Raw genomic sequence first — 20323 nt, 5'->3', positions numbered from 1 at the left:
TCCTCCTATTCAGCAGCGGTTGCCGTCGGAACGAAATCCGGCGCGTCGGTTGACGTGTAGTTGAAGGTGACATCCTTCCAGACATCGAGGGCCTGCTGCAGTGGCTGGCAGGTGCGGGCGGCCATGCGCAGGATCTCGGGACCCTCGCTCACGATGTCGCGGCCCTCATTGCGGGCTAGAACCATACATTCAAGCGCCACACGGTTGGCGGTTGCGCCGGCGGCAATGCCGAGCGGATGGCCGATCGTGCCACCTCCGAACTGCAGCACGACATCCTCGCCAAGAAGGTCGAGCAACTGATGCATCTGTCCTGCATGGATGCCCCCGGATGCAACTGGCATCATCTTGTTGAGGGACGCCCAATGCTGGTCGAAGAAGACACCGTTTTCCAGCCGCATCGGATTGAAGTCCTCGCGGCAGATATCGTAATAGCCGCGCGTCGTTGCCGGGTCACCCTCAAGCTTGCCGACGACGGTTCCGGCATGGATATGGTCAACGCCAGCAAGGCGCATCCACTTTGCAATGACCCGGAACGAGACGCCGTGTGACTTCTGCCGCGTATAGGTGGAATGGCCGGCACGGTGCAGGTGCAGGATCATGTCATTGCGGCGTGCCCATTTCGACATTGACTGGATCGCGGTGTAGCCGATCACAAGATCAATCATGACGATGTTCGAGCCGAGTTCCTTGGCCAATTCAGCGCGCTCATACATGTCCTCCATCGTGGCGGCGGTCACGTTAAGGTATGTGCCCTTGATCTCACCGGTCTCGGCCTGCGCCTTGTTGACGGCCTCCATGCAGTAGAGGAAGCGCTCGCGCCAATGCATGAAGGGCTGCGAATTGATGTTTTCGTCGTCCTTGGTGAAGTCGAGGCCGCCCTTGAGGGCTTCATAGACGACACGGCCATAGTTGCGCCCCGAAAGGCCGAGCTTGGGCTTTACCGTCGCGCCGAGCAGGGGGCGGCCAAACTTGTCGAGCCGCTCGCGTTCGACAACGATGCCGGTCGCCGGTCCCTGGAAGGTTTTGACGTAGGCGACCGGCAGGCGCATATCCTCAAGGCGCAGCGCCTTCAGCGGCTTGAAGCCGAACACATTGCCAATGATCGATGCGGTCAGGTTGGCGATCGATCCCGGTTCGAAGAGGTCGAGGTCATAGGCGATATAGGCGAAGTACTGTCCTTGCGCATTTGGAACGGGATCAACGCGATAGGCCTTTGCCCGGTACTTCTCCGTCGCGGTCAGTCGATCGGTCCACACCACCGTCCAGGTCGCGGTCGATGATTCACCGGCAACAGCGGCAGCGGCCTCGATAGGATCGACACCGTCCTGGGGCGTGATGCGGAACAAAGCGATGATGTCCGTATCCTTGGGCTCGTAGTCGGGCTCCCAGTAACCCATCTTCTTGTATTCCATAACGCCGGATCTGTAGCGCTCCTTTCCCGTAACCGTCTCTGACTTGTTCAACATGATAGGGTCCTTTCCTTTGATTCAATCCAGTCAGGCAGCCTTGGCTGCGGCAATCTGCGGGTCGAGCTTGCCCGCGGCGTATCGTTTGGCCATATCGTCGAGACCGATGACCTTGATTTTCGATCCCTGGCCCGCGGTCCTGAAGCGCTCGAAACGGTCCCGGCAAAGGTCGCGCATCGCATCCATGGCCGGTTTGAGGAATTTGCGCGGATCGAATTCTGCTGGATGTTCAACCGCGATGCGGCGGAACTGTCCGCTCATTGCCATGCGGCAATCGGTGTCGATATTGACCTTGCGCACGCCGTGGCGAATGCCGCGCTCGATCTCCTCGACGGGTACGCCATAGGTTTGTGGCATCGCGCCGCCAAACCGGTTGATCACGTCCTGCAGGGCTTGCGGAACGGAGGATGACCCGTGCATGACGAGATGCGTGTTGGGCAGCTTGCGATGGATCTCCTCGATGACGCCCATCGCAAGGATGTCACCGTCCGGCGCCCGGGTGAATTTATAGGCGCCGTGCGATGTGCCGCAGGCGATCGCCAGCGCATCCACCTTGGTGCTGAGGACGAAGTCGACGGCCTGGTCCGGATCGGTCAGCAACTGGTCATGGCTCAGAACACCGCTCGCGCCATGCCCGTCCTCGGCCTCCGACTCGCCGCTTTCGAGCGATCCAAGCACGCCAAGCTCGCCCTCGACCGAGACGCCCACCCAATGTGCACTTGTCGTGACACGGCGGGTGATCTCCACATTATACGCATAGGACGCGGGCGTTGCCGCATCGGCTTCAAGCGATCCGTCCATCATGACCGAGGTGAACCCGTGCCGGATTGCGGTCAGGCAGGTTGCTTCGCCATTGCCGTGATCCTGGTGCATGCAAACGGGAATGGACGGATAGATGTCGACGAGCGCATCGATCATGCGCGCGAGCATGAGGTCTTTCGCGTATGAACGCGCGCCGCGCGATGCCTGCAGAATGACCGGCGCATCGCAGGCAGCGGCGGCCTCCATCACGGCGAGCCCCTGTTCCATATTGTTGATGTTGAAGGCGGGAACGCCATAGCCATACTCAGCCGCATGGTCGAGCAGTTGCCGCAGGGTAATTCGAGCCATGATCACTATTCCTTGTTGACGAGTTTGCGTACGGTCGCGACGATGTTTTCGGGCGTGATGCCAAAATGGCGATAGAGATCGGGGGCCGGAGCACTGGCGCCGAAACCCTGCATGCCGATGAATGCGCCCTTCTCGCCGATCCATCGATCCCAACCGAGGCGGGCCGCCGCCTCGATTGCAACGCGCGGTGCAGCTGCAAGAACCGAGCGGCGATAGCCAGGCGTCTGGGCTTCGAAGAGTTCCCAGGATGGCATGGAGACGACGGCTGCCGCGATCTTGTGCTGCCCGCGCAAAATATCGGCCGCGGTTAAGGCAATTTCGACTTCCGAACCCGTTGCAAGAAGTGTTACCGCGCGCGGCTCCGCCGGTTCGCGCAGCACGTAGGCGCCGCGGGCCGACCGGTTGTCATCCACATGCGTCATGCGGAGCATGGGCAGGTTCTGCCGTGACAGGACGATGACGCTCGGGCGGTCCGTGTGGCGCAAGGCCAGTTCCCAGCATTCCGCGGTCTCGATGATATCGGCTGGCCGGAACACATTGATGCCGGGTGTCGCCCGCAACATGGCAAGATGCTCGACAGGCTGGTGCGTCGGGCCGTCCTCGCCAAGGCCGATCGAGTCGTGCGTCATGACGTAGATGACTTGCTGGCCCATAAGGGCTGACAGGCGCATGGCGCCGCGCGCATAGTCGGCAAAGGCCAGGAACGTGCCGCCATAGGGAATGAAGCCGCCATGCAGGGCGATCCCGTTCATCGCCGCCGCCATCGCGTGTTCGCGAATACCATAGTGGACGTAGCGGCCGGAAAAGTCCGTAGGCACAACATCGCGCAGGCCAGGGGTCACCGTCAGATTTGAATGTGTAAGGTCAGCGGACCCGCCAATCGTGATATCCGTTGCTGCGTTGATGACCCCAAGCGCCATCTCCGATGCCTTGCGGGTCGCAACCTTTGTCGCCTCTTTCACGTGTTTGCGGCGGAATGCGCTAAGGGCATCAAACAATGCCGCGGGAAGCTCTTTTTGCACCGCTTGCTTGAACGTGTCTGCATGTGGCGAGGCGGCGAGCCTGACGCACCATTCGCGCCGTTCGTCCGCGCCGCGCCGGGCGACGTTGCGCCATGTCTCGACAATTGCCTCCGGAACGTCAAAAGGCGGATGCGGCCAGCCGATGCCAAGCCGGGTCGCTTCAATCTCGGCCGCACCGAGCGGCGCGCCATGGGTTTTTTCCGTTCCCTGAAGGTTCGGCGCACCCTTGCCAATGATCGTTCGGCACGCAATCAGCGACGGTCGATCGGATGAACGCGCCGCGGCGATGGCAGCGGCGATCGCCTCGACATCATGGCCATCGATCTCATAAGCATTAAAGCCTGCTGCCAGGAATCGCGCCTTTTGGTCCATGGACGTCGACAGCGACGTCGGCCCGTCGATCGAGATCGCGTTATTGTCCCACAAAACGATGAGACGCGACAGTTTCAGATGGCCGGCAAGATCGATTGCCTCGTGGCTGATCCCTTCCTGGAGACATCCGTCGCCGGCAATCACATAGGTGTAGTGATCGACAATGTTTTCGCCATAGCGCTCGCGCATGAGCCGTTCGGCCATTGCCATGCCAACGGCCGTAGCAATGCCTTGGCCCAAGGGACCTGTCGTCGTCTCGATGCCTTGGGCGTGACCGTATTCGGGATGGCCTGCAGTCTTTGCCCCAAGCTGGCGAAAGCGCTGCAATTCCTCGATTGGCATGTCGGGATAGCCGATCAGATAATGCAGCGCGTATTGCAGCATCGAACCATGGCCGGCCGACAGGACGAAGCGGTCCCGGTCGGGCCATTGCGGATGCAAGGGGTCAAGCTTGATGAACCGGTTGAACAGGACCGTTGCGACATCGGCCATGCCCATCGGCATGCCCGGATGGCCGGAATTGGCTTTCTGGACACTATCCATGGCAAGCGCACGGATGGCATTTGCCATATCGCTCTCGCCGATGGTCTCGGCGATGGGGGTCTCTTGAAGGAAAGCTTGTGTGTTCATCATCTTCTCCTCACGAGGCTCGGTTCTTGCGTTCCATCAACTGCATGATCAATGGCGTCAGGATGAGCTGCATGGCGAGATCCAGCTTGTTTCCAGGCACGACGATCGAATTGGCCCGGGACATGAAGGAGTCATGGATCATCGACAGCAGGTAGGGAAAATCGATGCCGCGGGGCCTCGCAAAGCGAATGACGAGCATCGATTCGTCCGGGGTCGGTATCCAGCGCGCAATGAAGGGATTGGACGTATCGACGATGGGAACGCGCTGGAAGTTGATGTCCGTCAAGGTAAACTGGGGCGTGATGTAGCGGACATAGTCCGGCATGCGGCGCAAGATGACGTCCATCACCGCCTCGGTCGAATAGCCCCGCGTGGCCCGGTCGCGATGGATCTTCTGGATCCATTCCAGATTGATGACGGGTACAACGCCAATCTTCAGATCCGCGTGCCGCGCAAGATTTACCTCCTCGGTCACCGCGCAACCATGCAGCCCTTCGTAGAACAGAAGGTCACTTGGCGGAAAGTTGCGCCACGGCGTGAAAGTACCGGCGGGCGAATTGTAGAGCCTTGCCTCCTCATCGTCATGGATATAGGTGCGGGTCTGGCCTGTACCGCGTCGGCCATATTCCTCGAACACCTCCTCGAGCTTGTTAAGTTCGTTGGCGTCGACATGAAAATGCGTGAAGTTCGGATTGCCACGCTGCTCCTCGTCTGCGACCTTCTCCTTCATGGCGTTGCGGTCATACTTGTGGAACGCATCGCCTTCAATGAAAGCAGCTTCGATCTCCTCGCGGCGGAAAATCAGTTCGAAGATACGCTTGACCGACGTGGTTCCTGCGCCTGAAGAGCCCGTGATTGAAATGATGGGGTGCTTTGCTGACATGGTCGTCTCCCATCAGGCCCTGAACAGGCCGCGATTGCTGAAGAGTGGCGCGCGCTCACCGATACTGCTCGGCTGGGTGTGATACCTTCCGATCCGGGCAACTTCCCGCGCTGAACCGAACACCAGCGGAACCCGCTGATGCATGCTTTTCGGGGTGATGGCGAGAATGCGATTTTGCGTGTCGGTCGCCGCGCCGCCTGCCTGTTCAATGAGGAAGGCGACCGGATTTGCTTCGTAAACGAGCCTGATGCGTCCTTCGCCGTAGCTTTTGCGCCGGTCGCCCGGATAAAGAAAGACGCCGCCGCGCACGAGGATACGATATGCCTCGGCAACGAGCGAGGCGACCCATCGCATGTTGAAATCGCGGCCACGCGGGCCTTCGTTGCCCTTCAGGCAGTCGTCGACATAGAGACGCACTGCCTCGTCCCAGTGGCGGTAGTTGGCAGTGTTGATCGCAAATTCGTGAGCCCGGTCGGCAATGACAATGCTTTCATAGGCCTGCACGAATGTACCGAGCCGGGACGAGAACACGAAAACATGCGTACCGCTGCCGAGGGTAAGCACCAGCGCGAGTTGCGGCCCATAGATGAAAAAGCCGGCAGCGAGCTGACACTCGCCCTTCTGGAAGAAGGACGCGTCAGGCTCGCTGTCCGGTTCACCAGCCACCGGGAGGATGGAGAAGATCGTCCCTATGGAGACATTGGTGTCAATGTTCGAAGAACCGTCGAGCGGATCGATCGCCAACGCCAGCGGCGCGGCCGGATTGAGTATTGCCGGGTGCTCCAGTTCTTCCGAACCGTAGATGGCCACCGGCGCCTGGCGCATTGCCTCGATGAACATGTCGTCGGCAAGGATGTCGAGTTCCCTCTGCGTATCGCCACCGGCATTTCTATTGCCCGGGCTCTTGGCAAATGCCTTCCCCAGTGCACCCTGATTGACGGTGTTGCGCACCTTCACAGCCGTCAGCGAAAGGTGGCGCACGACAGCCGAAACCGCGGTGCGGATCTCGTCGCCCTTTTCGCAATAGGACCCAAGAAAGGCGTCCAGTGTTGCCGTGCTCATCGCATCCTCCCGTGCCTGACGTCTCTCCCGTGTCAAGCTTCGGAGTGATGGAAACAGCTTCGCGCTCGTAAGTAAAATTTAATATATTTACTGATTGACTAAATTATTTTAATTTACCCCATGCGCAATCTTACCCTCAAGCAATTGCGGGCCATCCAGGCCATCATGAAGCACGGCACGATCGCTGCGGCGGCAAATGCGCTCGGTTTGACACCGCCAGCCGTTACGATCCAGATGAAGCTCGTCGAGGAAGAAGCCAAGGTGGCACTTTTCGACCGAACCAACGACGGACTGCGTCCCACGGCCGCCGGCCTGGCATTTCTCGATACCGCGCAGATGATCGAAGAGCGGCTGCGTGTCCTTGACGACGAGATCGATGCGATCAAGGGCGTGCGGGTCGGCAGTCTTACCCTTGGCGTCGTGTCAACGGCGAAATATTTCGCGCCGCGCCTGATGGCGACGTTCAGGAATGAGCATCCGGATATCGCCATCAAGCTCCTGATCGGCAATCGGGCAGAGACGATCGCCAGCCTCAAGAGCCACGAGGTCGATATCGCGCTGATGGGCAGGCCCCCGAAGGACATCCCGCTGCGCTCGGCTGTCTTCGGCGATCATCCCCTCGTGGTGATCGCCGCCCCGGACCACCCCTTGGCAAAACGCCGCGACATTACCAAGGAACGCATTGCCCAGGAACATTTTCTCGTTCGCGAACCTGGATCGGGAACACGCATTTCGCTTGAGATTTTCCTGAGCGAGTTGCCTGGCAGGCTTGACGATCTCGGAACCGAGATGTCCTCGAACGAAACGATCAAGCAGGCCGTCATGGCCGGGCTTGGCGTGGCATTCATCTCCGCGCACACAATTGCCCTGGAGCTTGAAGTCGGCAAGCTGGTTATGCTCGACGTCATCGGCATGCCGATACGCCGGCAATGGTTTTCCGTGGTGCGCACGGACCGGACACTATCGCCTGCCATGAAAGCGTTTCAGGAATTCCTCAACCGGAAGGGTGCGCAGTGCCTGCCATTCTTCGACAAGCTCTATCCGGATATCGGGAGCATCCACCGGTAGAGCATTCTTGGTCTCTTTTCTCGCCGCCGGCGGATAACAGGTTGCGCACTTATTGCGTGCCCCGGCGGTTTGATACCGTGGACTTGCTGCTTCAACAAGCGCTGGCAATTGCCGTCTTGCTCGGACCGGCGCGGGCGGCGGCATCGGGATTATTACGTCTGACTTGGATTGGACCGCGCACGACTTATGCCCCACCGTAATCAGACCAAAGTCTGATTACGGTGGGGCATATGTTTGATATGGAAGGATTTGGGAGGCAGGCGAGTATATTGGTCTTTCTGCCCAGGGCCAAATAGAAGCGGCCTTGTTCTGTGCCGAACGAGGCAGCGCTAGGTGCGCCGTTCGATTTCTAGCGAGGTGATCACGCCCCGGGATAGCCAATTTGTTGGGTTAATGAGAGGCAATTCGGCAAGAACCGTCGCTGATGGGAGAGTTGGCCCGGTCCAGGAGCTTGCCGGCATAGCTGAACGCTGAGAGGTCCCGATGTCGAATGTGCATTATCGGCAGTTGGACGGTCTGAGAGCTGTTGCCGTCGCTATGGTACTGTATGCGCATTTTTTCGCTGCCGATGGCTCTTATTGGGGCCACGTCGGGGTGCGCCTGTTCTTCGTGCTGAGCGGGTTCCTAATTACGCGGCTTCTCCTGGAGGCGCGCTCGGCCGCAGAATTCGAACCCGTTGCGGCACTAAGGTCGTTCTACATTCGCCGGGCATTGCGTATTTTCCCCCCATATTTTGGCATGTTGGGCTTCGTCTGGCTGGCCAACCTGGAGCAATCCAAACGAGTGCTTGCCTGGCACGCGTTTTACCTTTCGAACTTCTGGTATGCCCTTCGCGATGAGTGGACGCCATGGATCTTATGTCACACCTGGAGTCTGAGTATCGAAGAGCAGTTCTACATCGTCTGGCCGTTGATTATTTTATTGGCACCGCGTCGTTCGATCGAACGGATTTGCATCGGCGTCATCCTCTTTTCGTTGGCATTTCGCTTCTACTGGCCTGTTACGGGAACGCCTTCTCTCGCACGTGATCTGCTTCCTCCGGCATCGATGGACGCACTGGCATCCGGTGCACTGCTCGCTGTCTGGCGATCGAGGACTGCGCTCTCGCCCCGATGGATGTTGATGAGCTGGGTGCCGCTCGCCGCCGCCTTTCTCTTTCTGTTGTGGCTGAGACCGATGCCGGTGCCCGTGATGCAGGATTGGGCACGTTGGATCGGGCTGGAGGTTCTTCCTCTCGTCCCGCTCGTGGTGATTGTCGGCTACTGTTCGGCAGGATTGGGCGGGTATCTCGGTCGGCTCGCTGAATGCCCGCCACTGACTGCCCTGGGTCGCATCAGCTACGGCGTTTACCTTTTTCACGCGATCGTTCTTGCGTTGATCGTCAAGGCTCAGCCCTGGATACCCATTAATGTTTCGGAGCAAGGATTAGGTCGGTTCCTCGTTGCAGGTGCGGGCACACTGATGCTCGCTTCGATCTCGTGGCTGCTCCTGGAAAAGCGGATCAACGCGCTAAAAGATTTCTTCCCTTACGTCGTTCCAAAAGAGCGCAGCACCGCTCAAGGGCTTTACGGGACGAAAGACCCGGGGATTCCGGCTTATCTGCACCATGTAATCGATGACAGCGACGCTCTCCCAAACCCTCAATCGTCAATGAACTGATCCCAGGTGAACCATGCCCACTCCACTGGTCTCCGTCCTGCTGCCTGTCTACAACGGTGAACCCTATCTCGCCGCGGCGCTCGCCAGCATTCTGCATCAGGACCACAAGCGTCTGGAGGTCATCGCGATCGATGACGGGTCAACGGATGGCTCCTTGCAGATTCTGCAGCGATACCAGAAGGTGGACGGTCGTATATCCATCGTCTCACGAGAGAACCGTGGCCTCATTGCGACCTTGAACGAGGGCTTGGTTCTGGCCAAGGGCGAGCTGATCGCCAGGATGGATGCAGATGACGTCTGCTATACGGCTCGCCTGTCGCGCCAAGTTTCGGTATTCAAGGAACGACCGCACCTCGCAATTTGCGGGACGGGTATCGACACACTCATCGGCGACCGTATTGTGCGGGGCTCGCTTGATCCGCTCTACCAGTGGGCAAGTTTAGGGATATTGTCGAAGTTCTTCACGATCTTCATGCACTCGACCGTGGTCTACAACAGAAAAGTCATCCCGGATGAGATGCTTTTCTATGACCCACGCTACGTCCACGCAGAAGATTTCGACCTTTTCAGGCGGATTACGCATCGCTTTTTGGCGGCAATGATCGGTGAGAGTTTGGTCGCCTACCGTATCCACGACGAAAGCGTCACCAACAAGCACAAGCGACAAATGCGCAAGACGCATTTGAAGATTGTTGCTGAGAATCTCGAGCGAGAAGGTTTGATCGACAATCCTGACGCCTTCGAGGACATCGCCGACGCCGTGACGACGGACCGTGTTCAGCGCGTGGCCGAATGTATCCTGGGGCTCGAAGAGAAGATCTCCGCACAGCCCGCGGCGATACGGCGGAGCTACGAAGAAGGCACCATGAACCTCTTTTACTTCCTCTATCAACTCATCAGCGATGAACAGCGACCGGAATTAACGCATGAGTTCTTAACCCGCACGCAAAAATGGGGGCTCATTCGGCGCCGCGAACGATATAGTCTCCTGCCCGGTGCTTACATGCCGTGGTTCAGTGGCATTTCAATTGCGGCCAACAGGCGGCTCGATGCGCTATCCCGGCACCTGCAGTCCGTGCCCGCTGCGACCGTCCTTCCCCGTTATGACCTAATCGGCTGAGCTAGAATGGATACCGAACTCCTCCAGACCGGCCAACACAGTTTCAAGGTAGCGCGCTCCCTGTCAACAATTGCTCCTTTGGCATCAGATGAGCCGGTGCATGCAAGTTTCATTGTGTGTACGCGAAACCGAGCTGCGGCTCTTGCGGCCTGCATTAGATCGATTGAGGCAGCATGCCGGTCCCACGCCGCCTTCACGAGCGAACTCGTCGTTGTCGACAACGGCTCGACAGATAGCACGCCAGAATATGTGACCGGCGTGTCCGCCGCCTCGGATATTGCAATCACGCTGCTTGCCGAAGCGCGTCCGGGCTTAGCGGCTGCACGCAATGCCGGGCTGCGGCATGCGAGGGGCCGCATTGTCATTTTCATCGACGACGATTGCGAAATCCATCGTGACTATCTCCGTGACTTGGAGCGTCATTATGCGACCGGTGAGCGGTTGGTTATCCGCGGCGGCCGAGTTGAGCTCGGCAACCCCAATGATTTACCATTCACGATCAAACGATCACCGACGCGAGCGCGTCTTACCCGCGACGTGCATCCCGGAGGCTTTGTGGTGGGCTGCAACATGACGATGCATCGCGAGGTCGCGGCCCGTATCGGCCATTTCGACGAGCTGCTCGGCGCGGGTGCGCCTCTGCGAGCCGCTGAGGACACCGATTACCTGATCCGCGCATTTCAGCTCGGTGTGCCGGTCGAGTACGTGCCCGACATGACTGTCTTCCACCACCATGGCCGAAGCTCCCGCCAGGATGTCGAGAGGCTCCACCGAAATTACAGCCTGGGCAATGGGGGGCTCTACATAAAGCATATCCGACGCTCGCCATGGCTGCTTCGCCATTTCTGTTGGACCGTGAGATCAGCTTGCAAGGAGCTTTTCGGCGGTCCGCGGTTCGATCCCGAGCTGCACCTGTCGCACTGGCCAATTGTATTCATGAATTTGCTGGGCGCTGTCGCGTTCGCGGGTCTTCTTTTAACAAAACGGCTGCGTCGCCGAGAGGTGCGTCAAGACAAACAGGCAACGCTGGAGCTAAGGTGACATGATGTTGCAGTTCATATTGCCAGGCACGCAGATGCTGCGAGACGCGCTGGGGCGGCAATTGCCACTACTTTCGGCTGTGGTCGTCCTCGGTCTAAGCAGCGCTGCGCTTGAAGGCGCCGGCATCGGTCTCGTCATCCCCATGCTGAGCATCATTGCTGGTCATGCGAATGACGCGGGATTGGGCGGCCTTTCTGCTGTCTTCCAACAAGTTGGATCGGGGCTGGATGATGGAGAACGACTCGTTGTGATCGCGATCCTTGTCCTTGCCTTGATCACGCTGAAGAACGTTTTGGCATTTTCCAACACCGTGCTTACGACATACATCTATGGGAAAGCGAGCCACTCGATACGAAGCGCGCTCTCTCAACAGCTCCTGAGCATAGGATACCCGTTCTTCCTGCAACAGAGTCCCGGGCGACTGCTGAATATCATCTCCAATGAATCGTGGCGGGCTTCGGATGCCATCCAGACCGTCCTCGCCTCGATTGTGAGCGCATCGGCTGCGATCATTCTGCTGGGTTTCCTCTTGCTTCTGTCCTGGCCGATGACATTGTTCGTCGCGCTGGGTCTGGCGCTGGTCCAACTGGCGCACGCCGTCCTTTCGGCCAGTCTGAAAGACCCGAGCCGCAGTGTCACATCGCTCAATAGCGAACTTGCATCCCGAATGCTCCATCTCGTGCATGCCGGACGGCTGATCCGTATCTTTGGGCAGGAGCAGCGTGAAAAGGCGGTTTTCGACAAAGCATCGGACGCCGTTCGCCGCGCTGGCTTTGTCCTTCAAACCCGGCAAGGGGCACTGCCGCCGCTAACCGAGGTGCTGCATGCGATGCTTTTCTTGGCAGTGGTCGTGGGGGCCTGGTACGTGGATGTGAGTTTTCCGGTAATCGTCGCATTCATCGTCCTCCTTTACCGGCTGCAGCCGCATATGCGTGCCCTGCAATTGTCGTGGAGCCAGATCCAGGGTTGGATCGGGTCACTGGAAGAAGTGAGATGGTTGCTGGATTCGTCTGACAAGCCGGAGCCTCCAGCGGGCACGCAGCCGGCCCAAGGCTTACGTCAACGGATGCAATTTGACGGTGTGACCTTTAAATACCCTGGTTCAGGTTCCCGCGCCGCGGTGTTGCATTGCGCGACCTTCGAAATCCGCAGCGGCCGCTCGACAGCAATCATCGGCCGATCAGGTGCCGGCAAAACCACTGTCGTAAACCTTTTGTGCAGATTTGTGGATCCGGATGAGGGGCATATCATTGTTGATGGCGTGCCCCTGAGCCAGATCGACCCCATCCAATGGCGAAGGCAGATTGCGCTGGCCAGCCAGGACCTGGAACTGGTGGATGGTACGATTTTGGAGAATATCACCTACGGGCAAGACGTGGCGACGGCCGTCGAAGCGGAGCGCGCGGCAAAATCAGCCGAGGCACATGAGTTTATACAAAGCCTTCCCTATGGGTATCAAACGATCGTTGGATACAGGGGTGTCAATCTGTCGGCCGGACAGCGGCAACGCATTGCACTGGCAAGAGCAATGCTGCGCGATCCCGAAATCCTGATTCTGGACGAAGCCACAAACGCTGTGGACGGTCTCTCGGAAGCGGCGATTGTCGAGACGCTAAAATCAAGGGCAGGACGGCGTACAACGATCGTGATCAGCCATCATCGGAGCACGATTGCATTTTGCGATGATGTTGTGATCCTAAGTGGCGGTCGCGTGAAGGGCCAGGCTCCATTTGCCGAAGTAGCCTCATTGAGTATGGACCAACTCTATGAACATGGAAACGCCTGACGAGCATCTGGCCCCTCATTTGAACAATCGCCCCTTTTTCCAAGCCCTTCACCGCCCGCCCGATGGATCGCGTTTTTGACTGGCCCTGTAGCACACGCGGCGGCTACTCAATTTATGTTGCTTGTGGATTACTGAGACCTGACCCACCCTCGAAAAATACAAGGGTTCGTGAACTTGACGGGGAGATCCCAACTCACCGTCTTTTTTCTTTATCGGAATCGTTTTTCGTTGGGAGCTGCGAGGTGCGCTGACAACTCGATTCTCTCCGGCCCAGTCTGCGTTTGTGGGCGGACGAGGCTGTCAGTCGGCCTTGGATAGAAGCGATTGCCCCACCATGTTCGACTTAGACTATAGACCAGCCGGTATCGCCGAACACTTGCCGGCCTAAATTCTCGGTGAAGCCGCCACCAGGCTGTGTTAGTGCGATCCGCGAGACGCACATACGGCGGGAATGGTCTTGAGAATGATGATGATATCTTTCTGAAAGGACCAGTTTTCAACGTAATGCTTATCGAAAGCGATCCGTTCGTCATAATCGACGTCATTATGCCCGCTGATCTGCCACACACCAATCAGGCCCGGGCGCGATTTGAAATAGTAGGTTGCGGCCGAACCATAGAGCTCGATCTCATCCTTCACGACAGGACGCGGCCCAACCAGACTCATCTCGCCGCGAAGAATGTTAACCAGCTGAGGTAATTCGTCGAGGCCCAATTTCCGCAATACGATGCCGACATTGGTGACGCGCGGGTCGACCTGCAATTTTCGCGCCGCCACCCATTGTGCGCGGGACTCCGGATTTGCAGCGAAATGGGCTTCAAGGACGGCGTCACCGTCTGGAACCATGGTACGAAATTTGAGGCAACTAAACGCATTCCCGCCGCGCCCGACGCGCCGATGGCGATACAGAACAGGTCCACCATCCGACAATTTAATTAGACAGCAAAGCAATACAAACAGCGGACTGAGCAGGATAAGGGCAAGGATCGCGGCGAGCACATCGAACGATCTTTTCAAGAGCCCTCCAATGGGAAGTTTTTCAAATTCTTCAGATTCTCGAATTATTTTCGTCGTCACAAGAAGTCCTTTCGAGTTTGTTCTCAAGAAGCTGGCTCGTTTCGTGTTTTGGATGGCTAAACCAACCCTTCATATGCGCGGTAATGCCCCACGCCAACCCGGGACTGGCGACTTCGTTCCTCCGTTGGGCTTCAGCCCTAGGAAGCGTCGGACTTATGCCACGTTCGAGATCAGACCAAAGTCTGATTGCTGTGCGGCATTGAAGAGGCCGGTTCGACGGACCTGGTCAATTGCACGCAACGCCGTATCGCTCCACAGAGCGGTTCGCTCCAAATGCCCCAAGGCGGTCACGTTCCTCCTCGGACTTCTGACCAGCAAAGGATGAGACCTATGACAATCGATAATCAGACCAAAGTCGGAATACCGCCAGGCAATCGTTTGCTATGGAACGGCACTGTTGATACGCGAGGGCGACGTGCCGAATTTGTGGGAGCCTCTTGAGGCAGGCCACTTCTGCGACTGCGGTTGCCTGAGCCGCAATAAAGACCAAACCTTTCCTTTGTCTTGCGTCTTTTATGAGGGCAGACTTCCAGGAGGCATATGTATGCTTACCCGTTTTAAACTGGCTCGCGTTCTTTGTAGCGCTTTCGTAGCGGCGGCATTGGTTGCGACGTCCATTGAGATCACCTTCGATGGTCGATATCTGAGTTTGCACCCACAATCGGCGTGGGCAGATGATGGAGGCAATAACGGCGGCAAGGGTAGCGGCAATGGAGGCGGCAAGGGCGCAGGCAATAGCGGCGGCAACGGCGCAGGCAATAGCGGCGGCAAGGGCGCAGGCAATAGCGGCGACAAGGGCGCAGGCAATAGCGGCGACAAGGGCGCAGGCAATAGCGGCGGCAACGGCGCAGGCAATAGCAACGGTGGCAACAATGGGAGCGGCGGTGGAGGGAACGGGAAAGGTAATAACGGCAAGGGCGCAAAAAGCGACAATGCGAGCCAGAGCGGCGATGAAAAGGGTACCACGGTCAATCAACCCGTTACCCGCGAAAACGTGGAAGTTGACGGCTCTTCGATTGAAGTTCGTCACACGAATGGAATGAGCGAAAGGATCGAAGCCGGGCGCTACACGATGACGGATGCGAAGGGGCGCACAATCATTAACCGCCCAGCAACAAACGCTGATCAATCGAGATTACAATCGTTCGCCCGCTGATCTTTTGCACGCTGGGTGCGCCCATGCATTGACCAATTATACCAAGCGATCCTGACCAGCGTCACGCAGTGCCATCGCGGCTTCTGTCCTGTTTGTGACGTTAAGTTTCGCAAATATGCGCCCCATATGGTGCTTTACAGTTTTTTCGTGAATATCGAGCTTGAGCGCAATCCGCTTGTTGCTCAATCCGGCCGCAGCAAGGTCCAAGACCTCATATTCGCGACTGGAGAGTTCGGAGATCGGATCCGTCTCATTGGGCGCGTTGGATATGGATGACAGATCCGAGAGCATTCGGGCCGATAGGGTCGGAGAAACGTAACCTTCGCCAGAGGCAACCGCTCGGATTATTTCGGCCAGCGCCCGTGAGCCGACGCCTTTGAGGACATATGCTTTCGCGCCGCTGTTCAGAGCCTTCGTAACGTCGTCACTCCTCTCTGACACAGTCAGCATGATGATCTTTTGGTCGGGGAAATGCTCGAGGATCGGCGAGATCGCGTCTAGCCCTCCGCCTGGCATAGAGATGTCCATTAGAATGAGGTCTGGGCGGTGATCACGGGCAATCCGGATCGCGTCGTCCTTCGTGCAGCCTTCTCCAACGATCTGGAAGCCGTTGATTTCACCGAGGCTGCGCGTGACCCCCTCCCTGAATAACGGATGATCATCGATCACTGCAATACGTAGTCCGGTCATTACGCCTGCTCCAGTCCGTTCAAATTCAGTGACATCCGCACCCGAGTCCCTCGTGGCGAAGACTCTATTGTGAAATGGCCCCCAAGGCTTTCCACTCGGTCTCTTAGGCCGGCAAGTCCAATACTGGTGCGACAGACAGCGGCGGGATCGAATCCCGGCCCGCTGTCAGCGACATCGACTACAACGCGCTTGCCCCGCAAAGTTTCCACAACCCGTTGTTCAATGCCTCCGCCATGCTGAAAGCCATTGTTCAAAGCTTCTTGTATAAAGCGATAAATGCAAATTTTTGCCGAAGGTTCGAGCTGCACCGGCGTGCCCGATATCGATAAGTCAACGCTCGACCCGGTACGATACTCATGGGCTTTGACCGCACGTTGGATGATTTCCGGCAAATCAGCGGACTCTATATGTGGCAGCACAAGGCCGTTGCAGATGTTCCTGATTTCACGCATCGCCTCGTCTAGGCTTTCCTTTATCGCCATCACTTCGCCCTCGCGCGTTTCTTCCGAGACGGCAGGATCAACAAGAACATCGCTGTCCAACCTAAGCGCAGCGAACGCCATGAGTTGTGCGGGGCCATCATGAATATCCGCCCCTATGCGCCTGAGATAGTTTTCGTTCAGTGCAGCAGCACGTTGAGAGGCGCGTTGGACGCGCGCATGTAACATCTTATTTTGCATGAGCAGATCGGAAAGCTCGCTCACCCGTTGCTTTAGGTCCCGGCCTTGGTCGTCGATGGTCTTGCTTGCGCGGAACACGATAACTGACAAGACCAGAAAAAAAGCGAGTGTAAAGAAGGCAACGGCAAGCCAGCTGCGCAGGCGCGCCTGATCCAAACTGTGCTGAAATTCGTCAGCGATCTCATAAAATTCCGATACGGCGACCACTTTGCCCGACCAAGGTTGGAGAACCGGATTATAAATCGCCAGAAGCGGCTTGCGGCTCGCCCCCTCAGCTTGGCTTTCCACATCGTCGATGGTGTTAAAATTAGCGACCATCCTGCCAGCAAACGCTGTCTTCAGGTCATCGGTGAGGGCGAAGCGCTTGCCCATAAGCCTCTTGTCATTGGAATAGAGAACCAGGCCGTCGCTTCGCCAGAGCCTGAAAGACATGAGCCTGCTAGCCAACGCCCCCTGCCCCAACGTCTCATCCAACGCATGCGTAACCGTCTCGTCGAGTACCTGAGTGGATTGCATGTCGGGAAGAATGGGAGCGACAACGCTATCCACGTACAAGGCGGTTGCCGCCGCCGAATTACGTGTAACGGCAGCTTCAATCAGGCCCGCCACAAAAGCGCCAATCAAAATCATCGCGCCCACCGAGACTAACCCTCCGATGAGCAGAAACTGCTTTGCAAGAGACTGGGAATTCCAGGGGGTCAGCAGATTCATGGCTGTGTTTGAAGGGTTTGCCCAAAGCCATTTGATCGAGGCGATAATCGAACGTTAGGGAGGCACCGACAACCCGATCCTTTCATTGTTTATCTCCATTAGATCTCGAGTGTTCCTGGAATGGTTGCGGTTAGCTATACCTCTGAGTGCCTGTGCGGTCGTAGCATTGTCACGCCGCCAGCGGTCGCGAGCCACCGTTTTTCGATCTACCGTGATATGTCGCGTGGTCACCGTTACCGCAATGTCTGCTATCGTGCAATTGTACATGGTCAAGGCCTCGCCAGAGATATCCATGAGCTGCCGGATTCTTGCGACACCACCATCAAGTGGCAAAATGGCTTTTTCTCTGTGCGCCCCACCAACTAGGGTCAGGACCTATTAATCTGGCGTCATCACGTCGGCATCAACTGCTACGAGCAAGGTCGAGGTGGTTGTCGATCCGGCGCAGAAGATGGTCGGTCGGCACGTGCTCATCGAGACTGAAATCATAGAGGAGCTGCGCCGGAGCCGCCTGAAATCCCATCATCGCCTGATCCCTCGCCAATCACTCAGAGGATTTAATCATGCGTCCCAAGTACCTGCAATGACGAGTTTTTCAACAGTATCCGCCAATAGCGGTCATTCGCGTTGCCGTTTACAACGAAACAGCAAGTGACGAAGCCAGCGTCACAGCTGCCTTCAGGCCGTTTAACGACGGGAGTTTGCCAAGCGTATCGGTCATCGATAGTTTTTCTACTGACAATGGAAACGAACCATCATCGCGAGGCCTCCTGGACATCCGATAGTCGCCAGAAAGGTCGTTCTATTTCGACGAGTTGGCGAGGGGGATCGCCGGCCTTCACCCTGCCGCGGATGAGCGCAACCAAATCCGCCTTAACAGCCGGATCGGACAAGTAATAGCTATGGCCGATGAACCCGCCACCGCCCGAAAACTCGATGAAATCGACCAGCCCTCCCATGTGAGACCCCGCCCATTGGGACGCCGCTTGGCTCCTGTCCTTGGGAATCCCGCCGACAGCGAGCTGCCCCAGCCGCAAGGCGCTGCCGAAGAGCAGCGTTGATGCCCCCAACGCTTTGTCCCTAGGACTGGAATAAACCGTGAGATGCATAGGGCCTTGAGGCGGGAACGCGCTTGGGCTTGATTTGCTGCCGAAGGCAAGGTCTGGGTCCGATACCCACGCGAACAACTTGGAAGAAGCCACATCGAGATCAATATCGGGAGCGAAAAACACCGCGTTCGCGATCTTGTAGCGCTGCCAAAGCGAGGATCGGCTGACATAGGCTTCGATGGCGAGTTGCTGGGCTATACTCGCGAGTACATCGGTTCCGCGGCTGTGCGCCAGAAGGTGAAGTCGCTCGACACCATTGCTTTCGGCGATGATGCGAATAGCTTTCTTGAGGTCCACGACTGCAAACTCGCTCGACTCGCGGTCGACGTTGTAGCCAAAGAAGAAGCCGCGGGAGCCCCCGGCAGGCCATGTCAGGACAATGCAGACAAACTGGTTCTGCAGCGTCCTGCAAATCTCGCCTGTGGCGAGCGCGGCATCGTCGAAGCTGTTGCCGTATCCATGAATAAAGATCACGACTTCCTTACGATCGGATGCCGCAAGACGACGAGAAACTTCAGCTTGGAGCGATGCAGCGGCCTGCTCATGGGCCGCGACTGCCGCCGGCGTTCGGTGTGGCCCGCTCGCCGTCGCCACCACGCCGTAAGGTGTCGCCGGAAACCGTCCGGTCTCGGAAATCGCTCCGACGCGAAACTTGTTTTTGCTCGAGGACGAGTTGGGCGCCGGGGTGATCGACACTGATCCGAAGCTCAAGGATATCGATCTTTCCGCACCGTAGGACAACGTTTTGTCCGAAGCAGTTACAGGTGCCCGGTCGGTAACGTAGAGGAGGTCGGAAGCCCCGGAACTCTGGCGGTATCGAACGGACTGGGTGCTTTGCGAAGCCGGCGAAGCAGTGACAGGCAGCGTTGCAACCTCTGTACGCGGGGTGGCGCAGCCAGCAAGGTAGACAAGCAAGAGCAGCCCTGCCATTGCCCGACAAAGATTTATTGATCCTTTCTGCGCCATGCGCCTCCCCGCTGCCGCCTGCCGTGAAATGAAGGCAGGCGTTTGCTAATACCGTATTTAGGCCACTTCGATAACTATGTGGTTTAAAGCGATGCCCGATAACGGTGGTTTTTGGGCGCTGACCCACTGAAAATCGATGGTACACTGCCTGTACAGCTGAGACGGGGTCGCTCGCGGCCGTGCCGACGCAGCGCTGAAGACAACCCTGCATCCTTATGTCGCTCCTATGACTTAGGATCGGTCGCCTAAACCCATCGATTAGAGCCTTACGACCCGTGCACGATAGTATGATTTTGTCTCCTCAGACACTTTCCAAAGCGATCGAGTCTGGCCCGAAGGGCCACAATGTAGGGAGATCCCGTCATGAAGATAGTCATTATCGGTGGTACTGGGCTCATTGGGTCCAAGACCGCCATACGTCAGCGCAATAAAGGCCATGAAGTCCTCGCCGTGTCGCCAAACACCGGCGTCAACACCATCACAGGTGAAGGCCTTGCGGAAGCGCTGGCCGGTGCGGAGGTTGTCGTTGACCTGGCAAACGCGCCTTCATGGGAAGACAAGGCCGTCCTCGAATTCTTCGAAACATCCGGTCGCAACCTGCTCGCCGCCGAAGCCAATGCGGGCGTAAAGCACCATATTGCTCTATCCATCGTGGGAACGGAACGGCTGCCGGAGAACGGATACTTCAGGGCCAAACTTGCCCAGGAGAGGCTCA

General features: G+C 57.6%; 17 protein-coding genes. 7 read left to right on the top strand and 10 right to left on the bottom strand.

Annotated features, from left to right (window positions below; genetic code table 11):
• Positions 1-5: 5 nt before the first annotated feature.
• From AAAB35_RS17975 to AAAB35_RS17955, 5 genes are read right to left on the bottom strand one after another with little or no spacing between them, the layout of a single operon-like run.
• A complete protein-coding gene (locus AAAB35_RS17975; RefSeq protein ID WP_340669642.1) occupies positions 6-1466 on the bottom strand; it encodes a form I ribulose bisphosphate carboxylase large subunit in 1461 nt (486 codons plus the stop codon).
• A 30-nt stretch (positions 1467-1496) separates the two neighbouring features.
• On the bottom strand, positions 1497-2576 hold the full coding sequence (gene fba, locus AAAB35_RS17970; RefSeq protein WP_340669641.1) for a class II fructose-bisphosphate aldolase: 1080 nt from the start codon (positions 2574-2576) through the stop codon (positions 1497-1499).
• A 5-nt stretch (positions 2577-2581) separates the two neighbouring features.
• The gene (gene tkt / locus AAAB35_RS17965) at positions 2582-4600 is read right to left on the bottom strand and encodes a transketolase (protein WP_340669640.1); all 2019 of its coding nucleotides are present in this window, start codon (positions 4598-4600) and stop codon (positions 2582-2584) included.
• 10 nt (positions 4601-4610) lie between these two features.
• Positions 4611-5483, bottom strand: a complete 873-nt coding sequence (locus AAAB35_RS17960) for a phosphoribulokinase (RefSeq protein WP_340669639.1) — start codon at positions 5481-5483, stop codon at positions 4611-4613.
• A gap of 12 nt (positions 5484-5495) precedes the next feature.
• On the bottom strand, positions 5496-6545 hold the full coding sequence (locus tag AAAB35_RS17955; RefSeq protein WP_340669638.1) for a class 1 fructose-bisphosphatase: 1050 nt from the start codon (positions 6543-6545) through the stop codon (positions 5496-5498).
• Between the two features lie 120 nt (positions 6546-6665).
• Here AAAB35_RS17955 and AAAB35_RS17950 point away from each other — a divergent pair, with 120 nt between their 5' ends.
• The 5 genes from AAAB35_RS17950 (at position 6666) to AAAB35_RS17930 (ending at position 13219) form a co-directional block, all read left to right on the top strand.
• Positions 6666-7613, top strand: coding sequence for a LysR substrate-binding domain-containing protein (locus AAAB35_RS17950; RefSeq protein ID WP_340669637.1), 948 nt, complete (start codon positions 6666-6668; stop codon positions 7611-7613).
• A 483-nt stretch (positions 7614-8096) separates the two neighbouring features.
• The gene (locus AAAB35_RS17945) at positions 8097-9272 is read left to right on the top strand and encodes an acyltransferase (protein ID WP_340669636.1); all 1176 of its coding nucleotides are present in this window, start codon (positions 8097-8099) and stop codon (positions 9270-9272) included.
• Between the two features lie 13 nt (positions 9273-9285).
• A complete protein-coding gene (locus tag AAAB35_RS17940) occupies positions 9286-10392 on the top strand; it encodes a glycosyltransferase family 2 protein (RefSeq protein WP_340669635.1) in 1107 nt (368 codons plus the stop codon).
• A 78-nt stretch (positions 10393-10470) separates the two neighbouring features.
• The gene (locus tag AAAB35_RS17935) at positions 10471-11433 is read left to right on the top strand and encodes a glycosyltransferase family 2 protein (protein WP_340669653.1); all 963 of its coding nucleotides are present in this window, start codon (positions 10471-10473) and stop codon (positions 11431-11433) included.
• Between the two features lie 4 nt (positions 11434-11437).
• Entirely contained in the window at positions 11438-13219 is a 1782-nt protein-coding gene (locus AAAB35_RS17930; RefSeq protein WP_340669652.1) for an ABC transporter ATP-binding protein, read from the top strand.
• Positions 13220-13636: 417 nt separating this feature from the next.
• On the opposite strand, the gene AAAB35_RS17925 is transcribed toward AAAB35_RS17930, so the two are convergent.
• Positions 13637-14296, bottom strand: coding sequence for a sugar transferase (locus tag AAAB35_RS17925; protein ID WP_340669634.1), 660 nt, complete (start codon positions 14294-14296; stop codon positions 13637-13639).
• 397 nt (positions 14297-14693) lie between these two features.
• On the opposite strand from AAAB35_RS17925, the gene AAAB35_RS17920 reads away from it, so the two are divergent.
• Positions 14694-15452, top strand: coding sequence for a hypothetical protein (locus AAAB35_RS17920; protein ID WP_340669633.1), 759 nt, complete (start codon positions 14694-14696; stop codon positions 15450-15452).
• 36 nt (positions 15453-15488) lie between these two features.
• On the opposite strand, the gene AAAB35_RS17915 is transcribed toward AAAB35_RS17920, so the two are convergent.
• The 4 genes from AAAB35_RS17915 to AAAB35_RS17900 form a co-directional block, all read right to left on the bottom strand.
• Entirely contained in the window at positions 15489-16142 is a 654-nt protein-coding gene (locus AAAB35_RS17915) for a response regulator transcription factor (protein WP_340669632.1), read from the bottom strand.
• Positions 16142-17533, bottom strand: coding sequence for a sensor histidine kinase (locus tag AAAB35_RS17910; protein WP_340669631.1), 1392 nt, complete (start codon positions 17531-17533; stop codon positions 16142-16144). Before AAAB35_RS17910 ends, AAAB35_RS17915 begins: the two co-directional genes overlap by 1 nt.
• Positions 17534-17936: 403 nt before the next feature.
• Positions 17937-18059 (bottom strand): hypothetical protein, encoded by a 123-nt coding sequence (locus AAAB35_RS17905; RefSeq protein WP_340669657.1) that lies wholly within the window; start codon positions 18057-18059, stop codon positions 17937-17939.
• A gap of 229 nt (positions 18060-18288) precedes the next feature.
• Complete coding sequence (locus AAAB35_RS17900; protein ID WP_340669630.1) at positions 18289-19608, bottom strand: alpha/beta hydrolase; 1320 nt, start codon at positions 19606-19608, stop codon at positions 18289-18291.
• 363 nt (positions 19609-19971) lie between these two features.
• On the opposite strand from AAAB35_RS17900, the gene AAAB35_RS17895 reads away from it, so the two are divergent.
• A partial coding sequence (locus AAAB35_RS17895) for an SDR family oxidoreductase (protein WP_340669629.1) occupies positions 19972-20323 on the top strand: 352 nt, incomplete at its 3' end.

Origin of the sequence: Phyllobacterium sp. (assembly GCF_037994425.1) — a bacterium.
GTDB lineage: Bacteria > Pseudomonadota > Alphaproteobacteria > Rhizobiales > Rhizobiaceae > Phyllobacterium.
Note: the sequence above shows the minus strand (reverse complement) of the source record. Positions and strands in the feature narration are given on the sequence as shown.